The sequence below is a fragment of the Candidatus Diapherotrites archaeon genome (assembly GCA_030688545.1).
GTDB lineage: Archaea > Iainarchaeota > Iainarchaeia > Iainarchaeales > VGJJ01 > VGJJ01.
In genome coordinates this window covers 25,536-45,701 of the sequence record JAUYHT010000006.1, presented here as the reverse complement: position 1 = coordinate 45,701, position 20,166 = coordinate 25,536, and the positions used below count along the sequence as shown (strand labels likewise).

27 protein-coding genes are annotated in these 20,166 nt (G+C 49.2%); 4 read left to right on the top strand and 23 right to left on the bottom strand.

The window, feature by feature from the left end:
- Positions 1-103: 103 nt before the first annotated feature.
- Both Q8P05_03200 and Q8P05_03195 read right to left on the bottom strand, forming a co-directional pair.
- Positions 104-1,570, bottom strand: a complete 1,467-nt coding sequence (locus Q8P05_03200; protein ID MDP2666480.1) for a hypothetical protein — start codon at positions 1,568-1,570, stop codon at positions 104-106.
- 156 nt (positions 1,571-1,726) lie between these two features.
- On the bottom strand, positions 1,727-2,146 hold the full coding sequence (locus Q8P05_03195; GenBank protein MDP2666479.1) for a hypothetical protein: 420 nt from the start codon (positions 2,144-2,146) through the stop codon (positions 1,727-1,729).
- 1,097 nt (positions 2,147-3,243) lie between these two features.
- Here Q8P05_03195 and Q8P05_03190 point away from each other — a divergent pair.
- The gene (locus Q8P05_03190; protein ID MDP2666478.1) at positions 3,244-3,567 is read left to right on the top strand and encodes a hypothetical protein; all 324 of its coding nucleotides are present in this window, start codon (positions 3,244-3,246) and stop codon (positions 3,565-3,567) included.
- A gap of 76 nt (positions 3,568-3,643) precedes the next feature.
- Here the strand turns inward: Q8P05_03190 and Q8P05_03185 are convergent, their stop codons facing one another.
- From Q8P05_03185 to Q8P05_03170, 4 genes are read right to left on the bottom strand one after another with little or no spacing between them, the layout of a single operon-like run.
- Positions 3,644-3,892, bottom strand: coding sequence for a hypothetical protein (locus Q8P05_03185; GenBank protein ID MDP2666477.1), 249 nt, complete (start codon positions 3,890-3,892; stop codon positions 3,644-3,646).
- Between the two features lie 34 nt (positions 3,893-3,926).
- The gene (locus Q8P05_03180; GenBank protein MDP2666476.1) at positions 3,927-4,643 is read right to left on the bottom strand and encodes a hypothetical protein; all 717 of its coding nucleotides are present in this window, start codon (positions 4,641-4,643) and stop codon (positions 3,927-3,929) included.
- Between the two features lie 56 nt (positions 4,644-4,699).
- Positions 4,700-4,990, bottom strand: a complete 291-nt coding sequence (locus tag Q8P05_03175; GenBank protein MDP2666475.1) for a hypothetical protein — start codon at positions 4,988-4,990, stop codon at positions 4,700-4,702.
- A gap of 24 nt (positions 4,991-5,014) precedes the next feature.
- Complete coding sequence (locus tag Q8P05_03170) at positions 5,015-5,374, bottom strand: hypothetical protein (GenBank protein ID MDP2666474.1); 360 nt, start codon at positions 5,372-5,374, stop codon at positions 5,015-5,017.
- 171 nt (positions 5,375-5,545) lie between these two features.
- Between Q8P05_03170 and Q8P05_03165 the strand changes: the two genes are divergently transcribed.
- Positions 5,546-6,022, top strand: coding sequence for a hypothetical protein (locus tag Q8P05_03165; GenBank protein MDP2666473.1), 477 nt, complete (start codon positions 5,546-5,548; stop codon positions 6,020-6,022).
- Between the two features lie 128 nt (positions 6,023-6,150).
- Here Q8P05_03165 and Q8P05_03160 read toward each other — a convergent pair whose 3' ends face one another.
- The 11 genes from Q8P05_03160 to Q8P05_03110 form a co-directional block, all read right to left on the bottom strand.
- On the bottom strand, positions 6,151-6,753 hold the full coding sequence (locus Q8P05_03160; GenBank protein ID MDP2666472.1) for an NADPH-dependent FMN reductase: 603 nt from the start codon (positions 6,751-6,753) through the stop codon (positions 6,151-6,153).
- 59 nt (positions 6,754-6,812) lie between these two features.
- Positions 6,813-7,868, bottom strand: coding sequence for a type 2 isopentenyl-diphosphate Delta-isomerase (gene fni / locus Q8P05_03155; GenBank protein MDP2666471.1), 1,056 nt, complete (start codon positions 7,866-7,868; stop codon positions 6,813-6,815).
- A gap of 85 nt (positions 7,869-7,953) precedes the next feature.
- Entirely contained in the window at positions 7,954-8,547 is a 594-nt protein-coding gene (locus tag Q8P05_03150) for a sigma-70 family RNA polymerase sigma factor (protein ID MDP2666470.1), read from the bottom strand.
- A gap of 40 nt (positions 8,548-8,587) precedes the next feature.
- A complete protein-coding gene (locus tag Q8P05_03145; protein MDP2666469.1) occupies positions 8,588-9,055 on the bottom strand; it encodes a hypothetical protein in 468 nt (155 codons plus the stop codon).
- A gap of 37 nt (positions 9,056-9,092) precedes the next feature.
- Positions 9,093-9,881, bottom strand: coding sequence for a triose-phosphate isomerase (gene tpiA, locus Q8P05_03140; protein MDP2666468.1), 789 nt, complete (start codon positions 9,879-9,881; stop codon positions 9,093-9,095).
- Positions 9,882-9,952: 71 nt separating this feature from the next.
- Entirely contained in the window at positions 9,953-10,213 is a 261-nt protein-coding gene (locus Q8P05_03135; protein ID MDP2666467.1) for a DUF3850 domain-containing protein, read from the bottom strand.
- A 12-nt stretch (positions 10,214-10,225) separates the two neighbouring features.
- Positions 10,226-10,444 (bottom strand): hypothetical protein, encoded by a 219-nt coding sequence (locus tag Q8P05_03130; GenBank protein ID MDP2666466.1) that lies wholly within the window; start codon positions 10,442-10,444, stop codon positions 10,226-10,228.
- Complete coding sequence (locus Q8P05_03125; GenBank protein ID MDP2666465.1) at positions 10,444-10,728, bottom strand: hypothetical protein; 285 nt, start codon at positions 10,726-10,728, stop codon at positions 10,444-10,446. The genes Q8P05_03130 and Q8P05_03125 overlap by 1 nt, the downstream gene beginning before the upstream one ends.
- Positions 10,729-10,843: 115 nt before the next feature.
- A complete protein-coding gene (locus Q8P05_03120) occupies positions 10,844-11,374 on the bottom strand; it encodes a hypothetical protein (protein ID MDP2666464.1) in 531 nt (176 codons plus the stop codon).
- 101 nt (positions 11,375-11,475) lie between these two features.
- Positions 11,476-12,747, bottom strand: coding sequence for a flavodoxin-dependent (E)-4-hydroxy-3-methylbut-2-enyl-diphosphate synthase (gene ispG, locus Q8P05_03115; protein ID MDP2666463.1), 1,272 nt, complete (start codon positions 12,745-12,747; stop codon positions 11,476-11,478).
- Positions 12,748-12,970: 223 nt separating this feature from the next.
- On the bottom strand, positions 12,971-14,821 hold the full coding sequence (locus Q8P05_03110) for a 1-deoxy-D-xylulose-5-phosphate synthase (GenBank protein ID MDP2666462.1): 1,851 nt from the start codon (positions 14,819-14,821) through the stop codon (positions 12,971-12,973).
- Positions 14,822-15,001: 180 nt separating this feature from the next.
- On the opposite strand from Q8P05_03110, the gene Q8P05_03105 reads away from it, so the two are divergent.
- Positions 15,002-15,796 carry a BET domain-containing protein gene (locus tag Q8P05_03105; protein ID MDP2666461.1) on the top strand — a complete coding sequence of 265 codons (795 nt, stop codon included), beginning with the start codon at positions 15,002-15,004 and terminating at the stop codon, positions 15,794-15,796.
- A 147-nt stretch (positions 15,797-15,943) separates the two neighbouring features.
- Here the strand turns inward: Q8P05_03105 and Q8P05_03100 are convergent, their stop codons facing one another.
- Genes Q8P05_03100 through Q8P05_03090 form a run of 3 tightly spaced genes read right to left on the bottom strand, consistent with a single transcriptional unit; the run spans position 15,944 to position 17,742 of the window.
- Complete coding sequence (locus Q8P05_03100; protein ID MDP2666460.1) at positions 15,944-16,786, bottom strand: inositol monophosphatase family protein; 843 nt, start codon at positions 16,784-16,786, stop codon at positions 15,944-15,946.
- A 22-nt stretch (positions 16,787-16,808) separates the two neighbouring features.
- Positions 16,809-17,300, bottom strand: coding sequence for a 2-C-methyl-D-erythritol 2,4-cyclodiphosphate synthase (gene ispF / locus Q8P05_03095; GenBank protein ID MDP2666459.1), 492 nt, complete (start codon positions 17,298-17,300; stop codon positions 16,809-16,811).
- A gap of 4 nt (positions 17,301-17,304) precedes the next feature.
- Complete coding sequence (locus Q8P05_03090) at positions 17,305-17,742, bottom strand: NUDIX domain-containing protein (protein MDP2666458.1); 438 nt, start codon at positions 17,740-17,742, stop codon at positions 17,305-17,307.
- On the opposite strand from Q8P05_03090, the gene Q8P05_03085 reads away from it, so the two are divergent.
- Complete coding sequence (locus tag Q8P05_03085; protein ID MDP2666457.1) at positions 17,674-17,856, top strand: hypothetical protein; 183 nt, start codon at positions 17,674-17,676, stop codon at positions 17,854-17,856. The genes Q8P05_03090 and Q8P05_03085 overlap by 69 nt on opposite strands.
- Here the strand turns inward: Q8P05_03085 and ispD are convergent.
- From ispD to Q8P05_03070, 3 genes are read right to left on the bottom strand one after another with little or no spacing between them, the layout of a single operon-like run.
- The gene (gene ispD, locus Q8P05_03080) at positions 17,849-18,583 is read right to left on the bottom strand and encodes a 2-C-methyl-D-erythritol 4-phosphate cytidylyltransferase (GenBank protein ID MDP2666456.1); all 735 of its coding nucleotides are present in this window, start codon (positions 18,581-18,583) and stop codon (positions 17,849-17,851) included. The genes Q8P05_03085 and ispD overlap by 8 nt on opposite strands.
- Positions 18,583-18,858 carry a hypothetical protein gene (locus tag Q8P05_03075; GenBank protein ID MDP2666455.1) on the bottom strand — a complete coding sequence of 92 codons (276 nt, stop codon included), beginning with the start codon at positions 18,856-18,858 and terminating at the stop codon, positions 18,583-18,585. The genes ispD and Q8P05_03075 overlap by 1 nt, the downstream gene beginning before the upstream one ends.
- Positions 18,859-18,862: 4 nt before the next feature.
- Positions 18,863-20,053 carry a 1-deoxy-D-xylulose-5-phosphate reductoisomerase gene (locus Q8P05_03070; GenBank protein ID MDP2666454.1) on the bottom strand — a complete coding sequence of 397 codons (1,191 nt, stop codon included), beginning with the start codon at positions 20,051-20,053 and terminating at the stop codon, positions 18,863-18,865.
- Between the last annotated feature and the right edge of the window lie 113 nt (positions 20,054-20,166).

Genomic DNA, 20,166 nt, shown 5'->3' with positions numbered 1-20,166 from the left:
TTTTTTCCGCTCACTTGTAATAGGCATTTCCACGCAAGGGGAGTGAGTGGCTGGTCATTATTAAGGGTTGGTCATTTTTTTGGATTGGTCGCGCGTAACCAGATTAATTGGTTGGGGGAATGGAACTGGAATAGATGGCATAGCTGCGATACTCCCAAATGGGTTGGGTTGGAGCTTCAGGGAGGGGAATACAATCTAACACCGGACACCATCCCTCTCGGGCAAACCAATAGGCCTCGGAGGTAATCCAGACGGTGCGATTGGAATTCAAAGCGGTTTGGAGCCGGGCTTCTTCGTATGCGCGGTGCGCGTTCATATCTTTATTGTTGAAAAGGTGGGTAACCGTGTAAGGGTGCACGAGCATTTCTGGTTTATTCCCCTGGTCACAACTCCCCCAATTCTGAAAGAAAACTCCCATGGATTCGCCTTCCCGACCCGTGATGATGAGGGCATCTGCGGGGGCATTGGATTGGATATACTGAAAACCGGCATGGAAATCCTGATAACGATAAACGCGATCTCCCACTTGGGTTAAAGCAGGGGCCAGCCAGAGGAATTGGAGGATAAGCAAGACAAGGAGCACCATTCTCCCCGTTTGAGGGGAATGGATACGATTCACCACCCCTTCCACGGACTTGAACCCGGCCACGAGGAAGAATGGGAGGAGGGGGAACACATAATATAGGTTGTTCCCGAGAGGGAAGAGCAGAAGGAATAGGATGGAGGGGAGGAACCACCAGAGCATGTCCTTCACCTGCCCTGGTTTCAATGCGAGCGGCCACAGGAGGAAGGTGAACAGGAGGAATGGAAAGGTATAGGAAATTTGTAGAAGATACATGACCGCATTGGGGATGATGACATTGGCAAAATCTGAAACACTAAGATAGCGCAGCGAGGTGTCGTCCCTCTGGTTGAACGCCAGTGCGACAAAAAATAGGAGAGCGAAAAAGAGGATGATGGCGCCGAACACTGTTTTTTTCCTGGGAGGGATATTTTTTGTTTTTGTCCAGAAAAAAGGGAGAAAGGCCAGGGTCGCCAGGCGTGTCCACAGGGAAAAACCAAACAGTCCCGCGGCTTGCCAGAGGGATGAGTCTTTTCTTTCGTGGGGCGCATCTTGAGCGCGTTGTAAGAGAAAAAGAGAAGCGAAAAGAAAGAAGAAAGACACCGTTCCCACATACCCCAAGAGAGCATGATGGATATACTCGGGGAGGAGGAATAAGGGAAGTACCAGGACATACGCTCGATCGTCCTGAAAGAAACGCGATAGAACCGCTCCTGCTAAAGGGATGGCCGCGGCCCCCAACAAGAAAGATAGGAGGCGCGCCGCCGTCACCCATTCCATCCCCCCCAGATGCAGGGCGGCGATCAGAAGGGAAAACCCAAATCCGCTAGGGTACCATTCCCCGGGAAAGAATCCATTTTCCATAATGGATTGGGCTGAACACACATAGCTGGCCGCATCCCCAGTGCCAATCAGGGGTGTCTGAACCCACCAATACCCCACCCATATCGTCCAAATGAGGGTAAAGAGTAAAGCTAAACGGAAAGGCCACGATTGAGGGAAGCGCATAGAAGAGGGAATCGCGCGGGGCTAAATAAAACCGACTGAAACACTTTTGGAAAAAGAAAAAAAGTTTTCCGGCTTTGACCAAGCGGTTGTTTTCTATCTAAATGCCGTCCACCTTAATTTGGGTCCCCTTTTTTATTGTCGATAATGGGTTGTTCTTTAGAATTTGTGAAGGGCCCGTTTTATATTTTCAAGAATTTTCATGGCGACCTCGAGATCATTTGAAACTCCACGGTGGCGAAGGTCAACCCTTAGTGCCATAATGGCCTGGTTAAAATTGGGGTCATTTTCCGGTTGCCCATTTTCTTTGGGTGCGCCTTCCTTGTCCCCATTTTCTGTTTTCTTCGCTTTTTCAGCCATCACGAGATATTGGGTTAAACTGATGAGGGTTGGGTCATTTGCCCAGTTTTTATTTATTTCTTCGACGGCTTTGCGAGCTATATTCCGGTTAATTCTGGATCGAGGCGAAAGACGAGGTCGTGTCGACTCGCGCATCGCTCGGCGATCAAGACGTTTTCGCTTTAGGTTTTCCAATTTTTTCCTTAGAAACTGACTGAATCGATTTCTCCAGGAAGCCATGGGATTGCATTGGGCTTTATTCCATTTAAACGAAAGGGTGAATCACTTCTGGTTCATCGCCGCTTAGCCAAAGGGGATTGGAACTTTTTCTTCTGCAATGCCTCTGGCATGGAATTGTAATCCAGTTAGCCTTTCGGAGAGATGGAGGGCATGATACACCGAAACGAGTAGATGAGTACTCCTGAGGACCCCAAATGATGGAAATAATATATTAGTTAAGCCAAAATAATATTCCTTTCAATTTAATGCCGTATCTATCCATTTCATGCAGTATCTATCCGTTCCAAGGTAATTCTATGGATTCAAGGATTTTCAAAAATGTGGCAAAGTAGGAAGTATCTTTAAACTCTATCAAAAAATTGAACACAACAGATTAGATATCGCGGCAGATATGTTAAATGGTATTTTCTGGTGGGGTGTTTCCCTCGGTGATTCGTGAGGGAAGGCACTTGAAAATACATCGACTTTGGATGGCCGTCTTCTCGTTAACCCGGTGCCTGAAACTAAATTAATTGTTTTTTATCTTCCACCTGAAAATTTGGCAAAAGAAAAATTTCTCCGATTAAGGGTAAACTTTCTTCCCCAAAAAAATCCCAACCTTTGAACTATTCCTCATACTTATACATAACTTACAAATTGAATTAACATTTTCCACCTTGAGCCCCCTTGAAACAAAAAACCGTGATAAACCACCATTCGACGAATTATCCCGCTTCTATTTATTTCACCTGCTAATCAGATAAGCGTTATACGAGCTTTTTCAATAGGATTGACCCTTCTTGAAGATGCCCATGATTTTTGTTTCGTTTCATCGAATTTGACCATTATTGCCCTTTCTTAGCCCTTTTTCATTTGGAGACCCCCATTATTCCCCTAATATGCCGGATAATCACAATTATCCTGTATCTCTACAATAGGGGAATTTTGTAAATTGATTTTTTTGAAATATTTGGAGATGGGGCTGGAAATGGAGTTGAAAATTAACGGGGTTTTGATGATCGAAATAAAGTTATCATTTATGTAGTATTTAGTGGGCAGGAATAATTAAGGGAAAACAAACCTGGCAGCTTTTAACATCCGGTAAAGGAAAATAGAGTATGGACCTGCACGATGAAATTTTCTGGTTCCTCGCCCTCCTGGCTGTTGGATTTGGATTGTTTGGCCTGCACCTCTTGATGTGGGTGGTGATTGTTATCCTGGCAACCTTCTTGGTGACCACGCATTTTTACCATGGGCACTACCCCATTGACCAGTTTAATCACACTCAACAGATCTCCCTGGCCGTACTCATGGGTGTACTAGCTACCTTCGTGGCCCAGGGGTTTTGGGCCACCTTTCCCGGCGCCCAAATCGTCTTCATGATACTGGGGGCCATAGGGGCGGTGGTGTTATTGCGGATCATTTTTTGGAAGAAAAAATAGTTTTGGCTTGGCCTAAATAGTTTTGACTGTCCTAAAATGGGTGTTTTTACACGTCCTTTTGGATCAAATATCATCCCTAAAAATATTTCCTTTGGCGCGGCTTCATGTATTGGCGGTTTAGCCCGGCGTTGGCGCGCTGGATCCTTTCCGCTTCCGTGCGGGAAACTTCCCTCCAGCCATGGTTGCGGACGCTCCATTCTCCTACTTTACGTGGGACAAACCGTATCATCCCCCGGGTGTCCACGTAGCGGGCATATTCTCCCACTGACATTCCTGCTTGGGTGAGGACGCGGGTGGCCTCGGTGTATTTGTACTTCTGTTTCATGATGGGTGGAAAAAATCCTCCCTTAAAATCCTTCTCAATGGAAAGGGAGGTTCAATTGTTGCTGCTTCTTGTCCCGGCGCCGGGGGGGTCGGAGGACCCCCATCACGTTCATCTTGGTGAGTAAAATATTCATGGCAGATAACCCCGCCTTCTTCTGGCGCTGTCGCGGATTTGCATCATAGTCTCGCGTGGCGGCGGCCTGGAGGTAATGCCACTGTTTCTCCGGTATTTGGGACAACAAGGGCCGCCGGTCAAAGATGCTTCTCTTTGTGATAGTATATTCTTCGTTGTGGGGTCCTCGCGCTTTCTCCATGAAGGCTTTTATCGTACGCACCTGCCTCCCTCTCCGTCGACGCGTGGCCTCTTGGGAGATTTGAGGGAGGTAGGCTTGAAGGGTTAGGTGGTGGGGAAACGCCTGGGCGTATTGCCTATGGAAATTGTCCATGATTTCCCGGACGTCTAATATTAAACGGGGCGGGATGAATCCATTATTGTGAAGATTCTCCGGGTAGCTCATGATAGCGATGGCTTTTCGTTTGGCATCCGCCGTCGAGAACACGCGGCTCTGAGAGAGCACACGAACATACGCTTTCGTTTCTTCCCCCATGAGGTGAATGAGTTGCCACAATTCGTTATCCGTCATTTTATTTTTGGGAATCACCAATTTAGTCGCCCTGAAAAGGGAATTCCGGTATCCATTCCATCGTCTGGCTTCCTCGAGTTCGCGCTTAGAGGGTTGAGGAACGGGCATGCTATCCCCACGAGACCTGGAAATAAAAAAGGTTGTTTACCAAATGGCCGTTCTCATCAGGCGGGCATGGGTTTGGATGCGGGTGAAAAATCCATAATAGATTGGGCCCTTTCGATTTGCCAGAGGAGGTGCACCTGCTTCCGGAAGAGGCGGGGGAATCGAAGGGCTTGTTCTTTGGAAATGGCTTCCCTGATTTGGGCGTCCAGCCTTTCCCTCTGGGCCAGCATCCCTGCCCGGGAGCGGGAATCCATGCGCACTAATGCGTCGAGGAAGCGTTCCTGGATGCGTTTTTCTCCCTCGGCGAGGGCGTCCTTCCAGGATATTTCTTTGAATGGAATAGGGGGCATGCTATTACTATATCTCCCCGCTATTTATCGGTTTTGGGCCATGAGGGAAATTTCCTTAGTAAAGGATTGGATCACGTCCCGGCTGCCCTTGCGGTGTTCATGGACGATGACAGTGATCGGGTATTCATCCGCATCCACTCCGGCCTTGGCGAAAATACTATAGTAGAGTCGCTTCTCCTGAGAGGGGGGGAGTTCCCCCACCTGTTTTCTATCCGAGGCCTTGGGTCCCGCCCGATCCAATGCTAATCCCCGGGGCAATTCCACTTCAATAGAATACGCTTTTGTCTCGGGATGGTTATTGATAATATCAACCGTCAATTGCACGGGTTCCTTCCGCGCCGCGACGAGCCGCAAGGGCAAAAAACTGGTTCGAATAGTTACCATGAATGATTCCCCCTCTCTTCCTAACAATGTAGGATTAACCAAACAGGCTATCCTCCTATTTTAATTTAGGGCCTTGGAGGGGAGAAAACCAATGGTTGGTAGGCGTAAGGAGAGGTTTATTAAGAAAAAGAATTTCTTTCCGAAGGAAATACTATTTTGGAGGAATCTATTATGTCGAAGATAAGGCTTCCCGAAGCGGATTTGGTGCGGCGCACCTTCACCATCAAGGAAGTGGACCTCCCCCCTCAGGTTAGGATGACTAAGCGCGGTCTCCTCCGCTGGTTCGCCCTCGCCTCCGGTCTCCTTTCAGAACAGGAGTCCCGGCAGACCATCTTAGATGTGATGGATGCCTTATTCCATTTCCACCTCTCTCAAAAGGCCGCGCCCACAACTAAGGAGATTCAACAGTTTATCCTTGACAAGACGGGAGAAGCCATCTCCGAGAAACTCCTGCGCTACCATCTCAAACGCCTCCTGGATTCACGTTTACTGGTTCGCGAAAAACAACACTACCGCTTCAACCCCGCGCCGGATGCCGAACCATTGGACGTGGTGGCCTCCTATAACTACTGGATCTCCCGCGGGGTCATCTCCTCCACCCAGAATATAGAGAACGCATTAGAGGAATTGCGCAAGACCTACTTGTAGAATTGTACAATTGAAGGTGTCTCCATTGAGAAAAGGATCATTAATTAGGGCTATCTAAATATGGAATATTTAAAAAAAAATGGATTTTTCCTTATGGATTTTCTCCGGTCTTTATTTTATGGATCGAATTAATACGGCGTTCCTTTTTCCCGCGCCGCCTTCAAGGCGCGGGCGACCCATTCCAGTTCCTCGAGGAAATTCTTTGACCGATCGAAATATTTAGCATCGGATGGTTTCCCATCCTCATCAAACGCCTCCTGTACCTTGGGGATGGCGAACATATTGGAGATGGTGAGCATCCCCATCTCCCCCAGCATGGCCCGCAGATGCACCGCGGCGCGCACGCCTCCAAAACTTCCCACGGAATACGTGATGATGCCCGCGGGCTTGAAAAAATACTCCTCGAGGTAATGGTCCAAGGTGTTGCTCAACGCGGGGGGAATAGAATGGTTGTATTCCGCGGAGACGATGAGATACGCATCCGCCCGACGCATAATTTTCCCAATGCGCTCCATGTTTTCAGGGGCTTTTCCTTTCGGATATTCCTTATACATCTTGTCCAACAGGGGTAAGGCAAATTTTTTTTCTTTAGGATCCACCAACACACTCTCATGCCCGCGCTTCTCCACTTCATTCACCCAGAAACGAGCCGCCCGGATACCCCGCCGCGCGGTGCGGACCGAACCGTAGATGACGGGGATGAATAACGGTTGGTTTTTCGTAGAGGCCATGAGAGATTGGGTTCCCTGGAGTAAAAAAGGGGGGAGGTCGCGTCAGGGTTTATGCCGGCTCATATCTGCTCCACCCATTCTTTTGTCCGGCCGAATAAATAATATTTCTTGCCCTTAAGGTCGGGCACGCGCGCCGCACCCACGAGGAACATGCCCGCGCGGAAGGCTCGTTTTAACGATTCGATATGCGCCACGATGGCTGGTTTTCCTCCTCCATGTTGTGCGTGGATCACGGGAATGGCCGCGCTGGTGAGGGAACATCCCAAGACCATGCACTTGAGGATATCCACTCCGCTCCGCACGCCCCCGCTTCCCACGATGGGCTTGTTCCCATATTTCCGCGCCCCCAGGATAGCGGGAATAGTGGGGATGCCCACATTCCAAAATAGCTCGCCCAACGCCTTATTATTTTGAGTCCCCCGCCGGCTCTCGATGGCCGTCCAACTCGTTCCTCCCGCCCCCGCCACATCGATGGCCGCGATGCGGGTCTCGCTCAATTTTTTCACTATGGAAGGGGAAATGCCATTCCCCACTTCCTTGACATAAACCGGTTGTTCCAACTCCCGGGCGACTCGAGCAATTTCATTCAAACACCCCCCGAATTGGGGGGTTCCTTCTTCCTGCACGATCTCCTGGGCGGCATTGGAATGGAGGATGAGCGCATCGCACTGTAAGTCATCCACGAGCTTCTGAATTTTGGGGGTAGAATAATGCTTCAATTGCGACACCCCTAAATTGCACGCGAGGAAGATGGAGGGGGCGTGCTTCCGAACGTCAAACGAGGAAAAGGTCTTGGGATCCTCAATGGCCGCGCGGGTGCTTCCCAAACCCATACCGATGCCTACTTCCTCGCAGGCCGTGGCAATATCCTGGTTTATTTTGGTCGTTTTAGCATGCCCCCCGGTCATGGAAGAAACCATGAAGGGGAACGAAAAGGGGTGCTTCAAAAAATGAGTGCGCGTGTCTATTTTTTCCGCATCCAGCTCGGGGAGGGTGAGGTATTCTATTTCCATTTCCTCGAAACCCGGGGTCATTTGGGTGAACTGCACGGGCTTCCCCAGCACGATATTCACATGCTCGAGCTTCCGGGAACTCGTGCCTTTGTCGGAGGGCATGAAGAAGGGTAGGATTAGGGGGATTAATAATGCTTGCTCCGGTCCCTCGTTTTTCCTGCGGATGGGAAATATGTGAAAAAATTCCTTATTCCAGCTCCAAGAAGCGATCGCGCATCCTTTGGATGGATAGTTTAACGATCTGCTGAATTCGGTTTTGGGTCAAGTTGAACACAGCGCCAATTTCCCTGTAGTTCATCCCCTGCATCCGCATTTCCATGATCTTTTTTTCCTTTGGTGAAAGTATCGGGGAATATTTGTTATAAAGCCGCCGCCAATACTTTATCAGCGCCCGATGGCTTCCTTCGGAGGATCGGGAGGAAGATAAATCCAGGGGGAAGGAAACCTTCTTCCCTCCAGGATGCCTCTTTTTCTCTTTTAAGGTTCGTAGAATCTTGTTGAATCGGGAATTGACCACATGATTCACGAAAGTGTTGGAGGAGCCCCTGTTCACATCATATTTTGGAGCTTCCTTGATCAACGCGACCAACGCTTCCTGGGCCAAATCCTCCCTGTCGATGTTGAATGGGGCGAATGAAGATTCCCATCGCTTGGCGGGGTCATGGATCAAGTCGATGTGGTGTTCGATTATGTAATCCATCGTCAACACCGGCGGTCGATGGACGAACTTATGTTGTTTTACCCTGCCCTTCCGAGGGCGTTTGGATGGAGGGGGCGGCATTCTTGAAACAGGAATCCATTATTTTTATAGAACGCTGTTTTCACCCCGATGCGCGTCTCCAATCCTCTTTGAGATGAATCTCAATCACCTTGATTTTTTTGAGTGCGTTTTCCAAATCGCTGATACGATGATGGTAGACCATGCGATCGGTCTTGGAGAGGCGGGAGTGCATGCGCTCCAATTCCCATTTGAATGCCCGCAATTGGTCCTCGATCTTCGTTCTTTTTCGGGCCCATTTCGCGGCCTCTTTCACGATGCGTATTTGCTGCTGCGTGGGCCGCATCTCCCGGGGGACGATTTTGAGGTCCATAATGGCTATCGCTAAGATGCTGCTTGTCTTGTCCGCGAGCCCCAGGAACCTTCCCGCTTCCATCAACTTTCTTATTTTCCTTAATCGGGCATCGGTGCGAAAGGTTTGCCAGGCCCGGATGAGGTGCCGCGCGCCCGCCTTGAAGCGCTGGAGCCGCTTCCGGACTTGGGGCAATGGTCTTTGTGGGAGGTGTGGCATTGGAAAGGAAACCTTCCCCCAGCTAAAAGGCTTACCATCACTGCGGGATGTTGGCTGCATCGATGATGCCGCAGAAGGAGTCCTTCTTGAGGGAGGCGCCTCCCACTAAACATCCGTCGATGTGGGTTTGAATAAGGAACCCTCGCGCGTTCTCGGACTTAACACTCCCCCCGTAGAGGATGAGAATGCCCTGCGCGGCCTCATTGCCAAATGATAATTTGATCTGCTCGCGGATAAACTGGTGAATGGTATTCGCCCCTGCGGGGGTGGCGGGAGCCCCCTGGTTATCCTTGCTCGTGGATATTGCCCACACCGGTTCGTACGCCAAAATGATTTTTCCTATTTGATCTCTGGGAATAGCGGCCAATCCTTCTTTCATTTGTTGCGCCAGCACCTCATTGGTTTTACCGGCGTTCTTCTCCTCTAATGTCTCTCCGATGCAGAAGATGGGAATCATATTCTGTCGTAACACGGCGAGCACCTTGGCATTGAGGATGCGCCCGGGTTCCTTGTAGGCCGCCCGTCGTTCAGAATGACCTAAAATACAATATCGACACCCCGCCCCCGCGAGCATAGCGGCACTAATATCACCTGTGTAGGGCCCAAAATTCTCATAATGGCAATCCTGCGCTCCCACGTCGACTTCGCTCTCCTTCAACGTATTTCCCACCTCAATGAGATGCGTGAAGGGCGGGCACAGGACTACCTTGATGGGGGTGCCGGGGAGATGCAATTGCGAATACTTGCGCACGTCCTCTGCGAGCGCCTTTCCCTCGGCTATCGTAAGATTCATCTTCCAATTCCCGACAATCACCTTTGGACGCATACCTATTCCTCCCAACCCATGCAGGTGAATGGTCTTTGTGTATTAAAACGTTGGTCCCGCGTCCCGCCGCACTATTTAAACGCGATAATCTGGAACCCATATTTTTCGATCTGGTCGGCCGGCCAGAAGGGTGTGCCTTTTGTTTTGCCAATATATGTGACGTTTTTTTCAATCTTCCTCCCGGTGTACGCTTTAGAGATGGGGTCCCACTCCCGTAAAACAAGTATGTCGCCTGGGGAAATGGTAAAGTCGGCCAGACGCAGGTCATACGTTTTCATCCCATCCAAAACGCTTTGGAAAAATTCGGGCCAGACTTTCTTTTCGAAGCGCATGTTCATTCTCCTCTATTTTACGTATGGGGTAATGTCGTACAGTTTGCTCCGACATTTTACACTGCCTTCGCCTACCGCTTCATCCACACGATGACCTGAAGTTTCTTTTACGCGTTGATTTCTTTTTTCAATGGAGGCGGCACGAAAAACAACCTTTTCACCCAAAACGGTTTTGAGCAAAACCCACTTTTCTCCATCGATTTCCGTAACGGGGATGGAAATGTCGGGCATTATTCCACTTCCCTAATTCCCTTATGTTTAAGCTTTTCCATGATGGGTTCAACTTGGGAAACGGGCAAATGTAAGTCCAGAGAGATATCCAGCAAACTTATTTTCGTTTTACCTTCCATTTTCTTTTGGGATAAATAATTTTCAATTTGCTCCTTTGCTTGGTCATCCGAAAAGAGTTCTGATTTATGGCGGGATTGATGAAGGTTTTCCACTTGGGTTTCCAATCGCTCAATCCGAATTTTCATTTCCTGAACAAGCGAGGCGTCTTTGGCGATGGAGGTCATAAATTATAATAGAGCCGCGAACTTTAAATTAATATGGAAAATTTTTAGCATGCCGGAGCGGGAAATACTCGTCTTTTAAGTGGGGGAGGAGGACAAATAAAATTTCGTTCTAACATTATTTCTTGGGTGAAGGTTTTTTGCTCTGGGCGCGCTTTTCCTTCTCGACGGCAGCCGCTCGGTTCATGGCATCCCACAGGCTTCGGCCGCGCCGTTTCATACGCTTCGGGAGAGCGGCTCGGCGAATGGTCTTTCCAACTGGTGATTTGGCAAAATCCCTTCGCTTTTGGATCATCCACGTCCTAAAACCCAAAGCTTCAGATGCCCTACCACTATCTATTAACGCTTTTACATATTCATTATAAATATGAACATAATATTTTGCTTTTCCAGATAGAAATTCAAGTGGTATTTCATGGGGAAATCTACTTTCGGGAAACTTACCATTTGCCAAAGAAGCTTCTTGGAGATCTTCAATCGCAATCATTAATTTTCCTTTCCTAATACTTTCCCTACCTTGAGCTCTGCCTACTTTACCTTGAGCTGCCTCCAATCTTTTTTTCGGCCCTTGCATCATCCACCGGCCCGATCCAATGCGTGGTTTTTTCATGGGGCGTTGGATGGGTTCACGCGGATTCCTTCGAGGCATAGGTGCGAGAATGTTTCTAGGATATAAAAAACAACAGGTTTGTTTGGTGGGACTGGAAGACTAGGCGTCTTTCTGTTATTGGAGTTTTGAATTTTTTAGCTTCAGGATAGAACCGGAATTTCCTTCTTCTTCCCGTATTTCTTTTCCACGTATTCGGCGACCATCTTCTTGAAATCGGCTTTCATGGTGGGACCCTGGAGGGTTTTCACGAGCTTTCCATCGGCGAACACGGGGGCCGCGGGGTTCTCACCGCTTCCAGGTAGGCTGATACCTATGTTGGCATCCTTGGCTTCTCCTGGACCATTAACAATGCATCCCATCACCGCGACATGCATGTTCTCCACCCCCTCATACCCTTGCTTCTTCCATTCGGGCATCTGGGTGTTCAAATACTGGGTGACTTCCTGCGCCAGCTCCTGGAAGGTGATGCTCGTGGTACGCCCGCACCCCGGGCAGGCGGTTACTTGAGGGAGGAAGAAGCGCATCCCTAGGCTTTGCAGAATCTGCTGGCAAAGCAACACCTCGCGCGATCGGGGGGCTCCCGGTTCCGGGGTTAATGACACGCGAATCGTATCCCCAATGCCCTGGTTGAGCAACAAACTTAGTGCCGCAGTGGAGGAAACAATCCCCTTGTCCCCCATCCCGGCTTCCGTCAATCCCAAATGCAAGGGCTGTTGGGTGAGAGTGGATAGTTTGGAATAACAGTATACCATCTCCTGCACCCCACTCATTTTGGTGGAAATGATGATCTGGTTCTTGCTCATCCCCAATTCCAATGCGCGTTCCGTTGAGATGAGGGCACTCTCCACCATGGCATTCAGAAACACCATATTGGCGCCCACTTGTTCGGCTTCTGGTTTTTGATTATCGTCATCGATGAGCTTCTTCAGCAATTGCTGGTCCAAACTCCCCCCATTCACCCCAATGCGCACGGGCTTGTCGTGCTCGATGGCAATTTTGATAAAGGCATCGAAATTGGCGTCATGCTTCTCTCCAAACCCACAATTCCCCGGGTTGATGCGGTATTTATCTAATGCCGCCGCGAGCGCGGGATACTTGGATAACAAAATATGTCCATTGTAGTGAAAATCCCCGATGAGAGCGGTATCCTCATACCCTTCATCATGCAAGCGTTTCCTAATCTCAGGAACAGCCTGCGCCATGACATCCTTCTCCACCGTGAAGCGAACGAGTTCGCTTCCCGCGTCGGCCAGCTCTTTGATCTGTTTCACCGTACCTGCGACATCCGCGGTGTCGGTGTTGGTCATGCTCTGCACCCGCACGGGGTTAGGGCCGCCGATTCCCACTTTGCCCACCATTACGGGAAAGGTATTCCGCTTGGCAAATCCATTGATGGTTTCCAGTTTTTGCATACGTGTAACCAGATCCGATCTTTTTTTATGGATAGGGAAAATAATCCCATATTCATATTATGTAGCTGTTAATGTCTTTTCTTTTTTTTTTGATCTTTTTTATTTCTTCAACTAATATTATTTCTCCTCTATTGGCTGTCAACTCTTTTCCGATTCAAAAAAATATTTAATTTTTTATTTTTTCAGTTTTACGAAAAAATATTCCTTTTCATTCTTCTGGACCTCATCGCCCCACCATCTCGCGGGCTTTTTGGACGATGCGGTCAGACGATAACCCATAGGACTTCTTGATATTCGCCGGGGTATCATAGGGGATGTAGGCGTCGGCCGCGCCCACGCGAACCAATTGAGTGGTGCCCAGAAGATTTTGCTGCTCCAGGCTTTCCATCACCCCACTCCCAAATCCCCCCACGAGGGTGTTTTCCTCAAGAGTCATTATTTTTCCCGTCTTCTTGGCATACGTGGCAATAAGCTGGGCATCCACAGGCTTGGCGAATCGCGCATTGATGACGGCGGCGGAAATTCCCAAGGTTTCAAGTTGGGCGGCGGCCTTCACCGCATCCTGCACCATCCACCCGATAGCCAAGAGTGTGATGTCATTTCCATCCCGCACAACCACCCCCTTCCCGATAGGAATGGATTGCCATTCCGCATCCAGAGGTACCCCTTCACTCGTCCCTTTGGGGAAGCGCACGGCAATGGGACCTTTATCATATTCCACCGCGGTCTTCACCATGTGCTGCAATTCATTCTCATCCTGGGGGGCCATGATGACCATATTGGGGATGATGCGCAAGTAACTCAGATCCATGATCCCTCCCTGCGTCCACCCGTCTCCGGTAATGGCCGCTTTGGGCACGAGGAATTTTACCGGGAGATTCATGCTGGCCACATCGTGCATGATTTGATCAAAACCTCTTTGCAGGAAAGGCGAATAGATACACGCCACGGGCTTCATCCCTTCTGCGGCCAATCCTGCCGAAAAGGTCACCGCATGCTCCTCGGCGATGCCAACATCATAAAACCGCTTGGGAAATTTTTCCCCGAATTTGACCATTCCGGTTCCCGTGGCCATCGCCGCTGTGAGGGCAATAATAGTTTCATCCGTCTCAGCCAGTTTGATAAGCGTATTGACGGCGATGGATTCAATGCTGGCATGCTGGGGTTTGGTCTTGTCCATTTTGGTCTTGGCCATTCCTGAAGGGATGTCAAACGCCGCGTGCTCATGCCAGGTCACTTTGTCATTCTGCATGTATTCCACGCCCCGACCCTTATCCGTTAGAACGTGCAAAATCTTAGGCCCCTTGATGTGCTTCATCTCATCCAAATGATGGATCAATTCGTGGAAATCGTGTCCATCAATGGGACCATAGTACTTGAATCCCAGCTTTTCAAATATGGTTCCGATGCCCCGCCTCCCCTGCTCCTCCGTCGACACTTCAGAAAGGCGTTTGAGGTACTCATACATGGCCCCCACGTTATGGGAGATGCCCATTTTGTTGTCATTGAGAATGATAGTAATGTCAGTCTGGTTGTACCCCATATTATTCAGGGCTTCAAAGGCCATTCCCCCAGTGAGGGCGCCATCTCCTACGATGCACACGGTTTGGTAATCGGCATTCTTGAGCTTAGCCGCTTCCGCAAACCCCATGGATGCACTCAAACCTGTGGACGCATGCCCGGCGGAAAACAAATCGTACTCGCTTTCTCCCCGCACAATGAATCGGGATAACCCTCCGGGATATTTGCATAAAGTGGGAAATTGTTCCTGGCGACCGGTGATAATCTTGTGGGTATAACACTGGTGCGAGGTGTCGAAAATGACCTTATCTTTAGGGGTGTTGAACACGTAGTGCGTGGCCATGGTCAATTCCACCACCCCCAAATTGGCCCCGATATGCCCCCCATTGGTGGCGCAGGTGTCAATGAGCAATTGGCGGATTTCCTGGGCGATAGCTGGCAGCTCATCCACGGGGATCTTTCTCAAATCCTTGGGGGAATAGACATCCTTGAGTGTCGCTTTGGCGATCACCATCCCATTGGGTTTAGTCGTATGCTGGCTCTCGGTGTACATGTTTTTCCCCCTGCTCATGATCGCCGCCCCAAAAGGCAGGACCAACTCCTCCCAAAAGGACGTTATAAACCCCTACGTTAATCGTACCAACAAAAATTGGGGATTGACGATTAATTAGTTTTGTACAGAAAGTAGGTGGAAAGGAGGAATACTTATATATCTTCAATCATTTATGGCGCCATGGCATTCCCTTTTTCAAGACGAAGATCACCTGATAAACCGCGAATAATACGAATTAGGCCTCCGTCCAAAGCCAGAGAGCGTGCTCGTAAAGCCTGGCAAACCACCAAAAAAGCGGTAACGTTTGCCGCATTGGCGAGTATACCGATTGCTTCAGGAGTGGGGTTTCAAAAAGTCTTATATCGATTAGGGACAGGTTCAGAAATAAGTGATTTGGCTGGTAAAACATATAACACAACGACAAGGGATATTGAAAGACGAACCGATTTATCTTCTAACCCTTTAGGGAGTGCCATTCTCGCTGAGGTTGGACGAAGAAATGCACATGCAAAACCTGGAACGGTTTATTATGTTCACCCGGATAAACATACAATCGAAAAGCTCAGCCTCGATCTTTTTCAAATGAGGCGGCTGACATCCATTCGAAAATTTATGGGCGTATATTTTAAACCGATTCAAACCATTGTTGACCGACGAGCTGAAGCCATTGCACAAGAAGCTATGAAAAATCCTGACATTCTAGATTTAATCGTCAAACGCGTAGGAAAAATGGATGTCCACCAATACCTTTTATCCCTATCCCCATCGGAATTGGAAAAAGTTTTTTCTCCGCAAGAAAAGAAGCAAATTCAACAAAGTATCGCCTCCTTACCTGAAGCACGATTAGAGAGAATAAAAGACATTATCAGATCGGAACTTCCAAGGATTAGGTTTGGATCTGTATTGTTTGGGTTAATGGTTGGGGCTGCTATGGCTGCATTGGTGACATCTGTGAACAGGAAAATTAAAAAGTAACTCGTTGTTCAAAAAACCCGTCCACTGAATGAACTATTGTTGTCCAATCGTCAATCAATCGATTTTTTTTTTCAAAAAGTCGATAACCACCCGATTACATCCAGCCTGGAAACGCGGTTTTTAGGTTAAGGGGGGGAGGGTCATCCACTATTGCTTTTTGATATAATTAGGATTCTGAAGGATGGGCATCAGCTCCTCCTGAATTTCCTTGGAGGCAAAATAATTGATGATGGGAATCCGGGAAAAGTGGCCATTAGTGATGGGTAACTCAAATGGGTCCATTCGTTTCCCTTTTTCATCCAAGGGAAATACCCCATGGTTGGCGGCGAACGCAAAGGGGATCAAGACATCGTGCACGTGAGCGGAATAGAATGCGGCTCCGACCCGCCCAAGGGCGACATCCACAATACCCAAGTGGGCATTCCCGGGATTGACCAAGCGGTACCCCGCGTCCTGCAATTTATCCTTTATAGGTTGAGTGAATCGGCGTCGGGCGGCAATCGTACGAGGGATGTTTTTTTCCCTGGTATGGGAACTCTTTTCATTTTCAAATGCCCAAAATAGATCATCCTCGAGCGGGGAATAGATAACCGTGCCAAAGAAATGATGCTTTCCCTCCACGTAACGGGAAAGGCCGAAGCCAACTGCAAATCGATTATCCCCTCTCACATACGAAAGGGTACCGTCAATGGGGTCGCAGTGTACCGTTATCCCCTTTTCTCTTTCAAAGGAATGGGGGAAGAAGAATTGGAGATGCGTGTCTTCTTCCCCATTAAAGGCGACGTCCGTGTATCCATGCATGACCAGTTCCGCCAACACCAATTCCTGCAGGCAATGATCGATGGCCGTGACCGGGGACTCATGCACACGATCGTGGACTCTGATGGATTTAGTGGTTGATTCTATTTTACCATAATATGGCAAAGCCATCTTCCCTAATCGGGGGGCCAATCTTTTGAGTAATTCAAACAGTTTTTTATCGTGTGGCACGTCAAGAAAGAGGAGCGGGGTCTTATTTATGGGTTTGGTGCAATAGCACCACGCACTGGCAATAAATCCCCTTTCCCTGGCCGAAAGGGGTTAATCCTTCTCCCGAGGTGGCATGGATGGCGATCGCATCCAAAGGAATATTCAGGAGTTGGGAGACATTTTTTCGGATATCCATTTCAATCGGAGCTATTTTAGGGGTTTGGCATTCCAAGGAAACCACCACGTTTTCCACTCCATATCCTTTATCACGCGCCCGTTCCATGATGAATGAAACGAATTGGCGGGAATCCTTGCCCTTGTTTGCCGTATCCGAATCGGGGAAGAATTGTCCGATGGATTTTTCCCCGAGGGCGGAGGATAAGGCATTGAAAAGCGCATGCAACACCACATCCCCATCCGAATGGGAACGCATGCCCACATGATGGGGAACCTCAACCCCTCCCATTATCAATTTCTTTTCAGTACGGGGATTTTCGAACGCGTGGGAATCCACCCCCAATCCAATGCGGAACATGCGTTTAGTTTCCTCCTAATTTAATTATGCGAAATCTAAATTTCTCCCAGGCTTTACCCATCCAGGGGGTGTGGGAGTGGGTTTTCAGGAAGGCATCCACTTTATCTAAAGGGAGGCGCGCGATTTTCTCAACCTCGCTTCTTTGATATCGAATGGTATTTTTGGTTTTCATGGCGTAATAGAATAATCGTTCCCGATTATCATATTTTTCCGTTGTATCATGGATTTCAATCTTACCCAGATAATGCAATACCCCGGTCGCCCCTATCTCCTCTTTGGTCTCGCGTGCCGCGGCCGCTTGGGACGTTTCTCCCGCGCTGATGTGCCCCCCCGCGGAAGCATCCCATTTTCCCGGCACAAGGAGCATGTTTTTATGGCGCTTCTGGAGGATGAGATTTCCTTTTTGGTCTATAACAAATATGTGCGCGGCCGCGTGGAACAATCCATGATCATGGGCGAATTTTTTGGTTACTTGAGCAAATGGCTTGCCAGTGGGATCGAGCCAATCAACATATTCAATAGTTTCATCCCCCGAATTGGTTGCACTATTAATTAATGTCTTTTTCTGACGCCGCTTCCCTTTTGGCCTTCCGCCTTTGGATAACTTGCTGGGCGAAGAGGATATCTTCGGGCGTGGTAATTTTGATGTTCTCATATCCGCCATCCACGACGGCTGGAAATATCCCCAACCGTTCCACCAATTGCACATCGTCCGTGCCTAAAAACCCCTCTTCCGCGGCCCGCTTATGGGCTTGAACAAACACCCCATACCGGATGCATTGGGGGGTCTGCATCCCCCATAACCCGCTTCGATCCACAGTACTAATCGATTTCCCATCCTCCCCCACCTTTCGAATGGTATCCTTCACCTTGTACCCCGCCACGCTCGCCGAATGCAAATGGGCGGCCCGGATGCATTCTGTAATCGTAGCTTCTTCCACCAGAGGGTTGGCGGCATTGTGAACCAGAATGATATCTTCCGAGGACGGATGGGCGTTTCCCACCGCCTCCAACGCCCGACGCACCGAGTCCTGGCGTTCTTTTCCTCCTTCCACGAGGCGTTTCATCTTGGTGATGCCCAACCGGTTGATCCAGCGCATGGTTTCCTGCACCCATTCTGGATGCATGGCCAATGTAATGGTGGTTATTTGGGGGTGATTCTGGAACAGCTCCAGAGAATACGCAATGACCGGTTTTCCCTCCAATAGGATGAAGGATTTGTTGGTGGTTCCCCCCATGCGGGTGCCCGAGCCCCCACCACATATGATTGCATGCACGGCCATTATGCATCCCCCAGGGCTTCCGCGACCATTTCCCCCACTGTTTTATTCCGGGCACGGCTTTTTTTCACATACCTCTCATACGCGCCGCGGGAGATATATCTTATTTTCCCGGAAGGCATCCGGACCTCAACCAGACCCGGGTACCAATGCCCGCCCAAAAGAAGACCTTTTCCCGTCGAGAGTTTAGAAGAAGGGTGTCCTCCCTTGATGAGTCGTGGAATTGAACCCCCTTTTTTGGGATCGGCACGGTTTCCCGCGTTTTTGTTCCGGGGCATGATCTCACGTCGATTGGGCGGTCGCGTTTCGTTGTTCCTGCAACCCGTCTAAGTGCTTCTCCGTTTCCTTCCGTGCCCATTCATCCGCGGCTAGCACATCCTCCAATGAGGGTTGGGAAATGTTGGCATGTTTATCCATTACTTTCCGGATGGTGCGGGGGATATCCAGGAACTCAATCCGATCATTCAAAAACGCGTCAACACTCGTATCATTGGCGGCATTCAGCACGCAACACACCGTTCCCTTCTGCGCGGCGGCCTCCATTCCCATCTGGAGGCATTGGAAGGTCGTTGTATCCGGGTTTTCAAACGTGAATTCCTTGGCTGCCACGAAATCAAACCGGGGCAAATCGAGGGGAAGGCGTTGCGGATGGGTCAGGGCGTACTGGATGGGGATCCGCATGTCATGGCTTCCTATTTGTGCTATTATACTCCGGTCCACGAATTCCACCATGGAATGGATGATGGATTGAGGGTGCACCACCACCTCAATTTTATCGGCAGGCACATCATACAACCACATGGCCTCGTTCACCTCAAATCCCTTATTCATGAGCGTAGCTGAATCAATAGTAATTTTTCCCCCCATCTTCCAAGTGGGATGGTTTAGGGCTTGGGCTTTGGTGACGCCCTCCAAATCCCCCCAACTTTTTCCTCTGAAAGGGCCTCCGGAGCAGGTGAGGATGATCTTCTCCACTTCTTTAGTGGTTTCACCTTTCAAGCATTGGAATATCGCCGAATGCTCTGAATCAATAGGCACCAATTCCACCCCTGCTTTTTTTACGGCCCGCATCACCACGGCGCCCCCACTCACTAATGTTTCCTTGTTCGCCAAAGCAATTTTCTTCCCGGCATAAATGCCTTCCAGCGTGGGTTTCAAACCGATGTTTCCCACGACCGCGGTGACCAATGTATCCGCGCTCTCCCAGCGGGCCAATTCATCCAATCCCGCATAGCCTGAATAAACATGAGTTTGGTTTCCCACTTCCTTTTTGAGGGCTTCCGCTTTTTCCTCATCCACCACCCCCACGGCTTCCGGGTGGAATTTTTCAATTTGTTTTTTCAATAATTCGATATTGGAATGCGCGGAAAGCGTCTTGATAGTATATCGGCCCGGATTCCTATCTACGATATCCAATGTCTGCGTGCCAATGCTTCCGGTGCTGCCCAATAATGAGATGTTCCTGGTCTCCATCGGCAAAGGAGGGATTGCATCCCTATAAAGGCCTATCTTAAATTTTTAGGACACGTATTCCAATCTTCGTTGTATCACGATTTTTATCCCGCGCGGCCGTAAGGGAGTGTAGT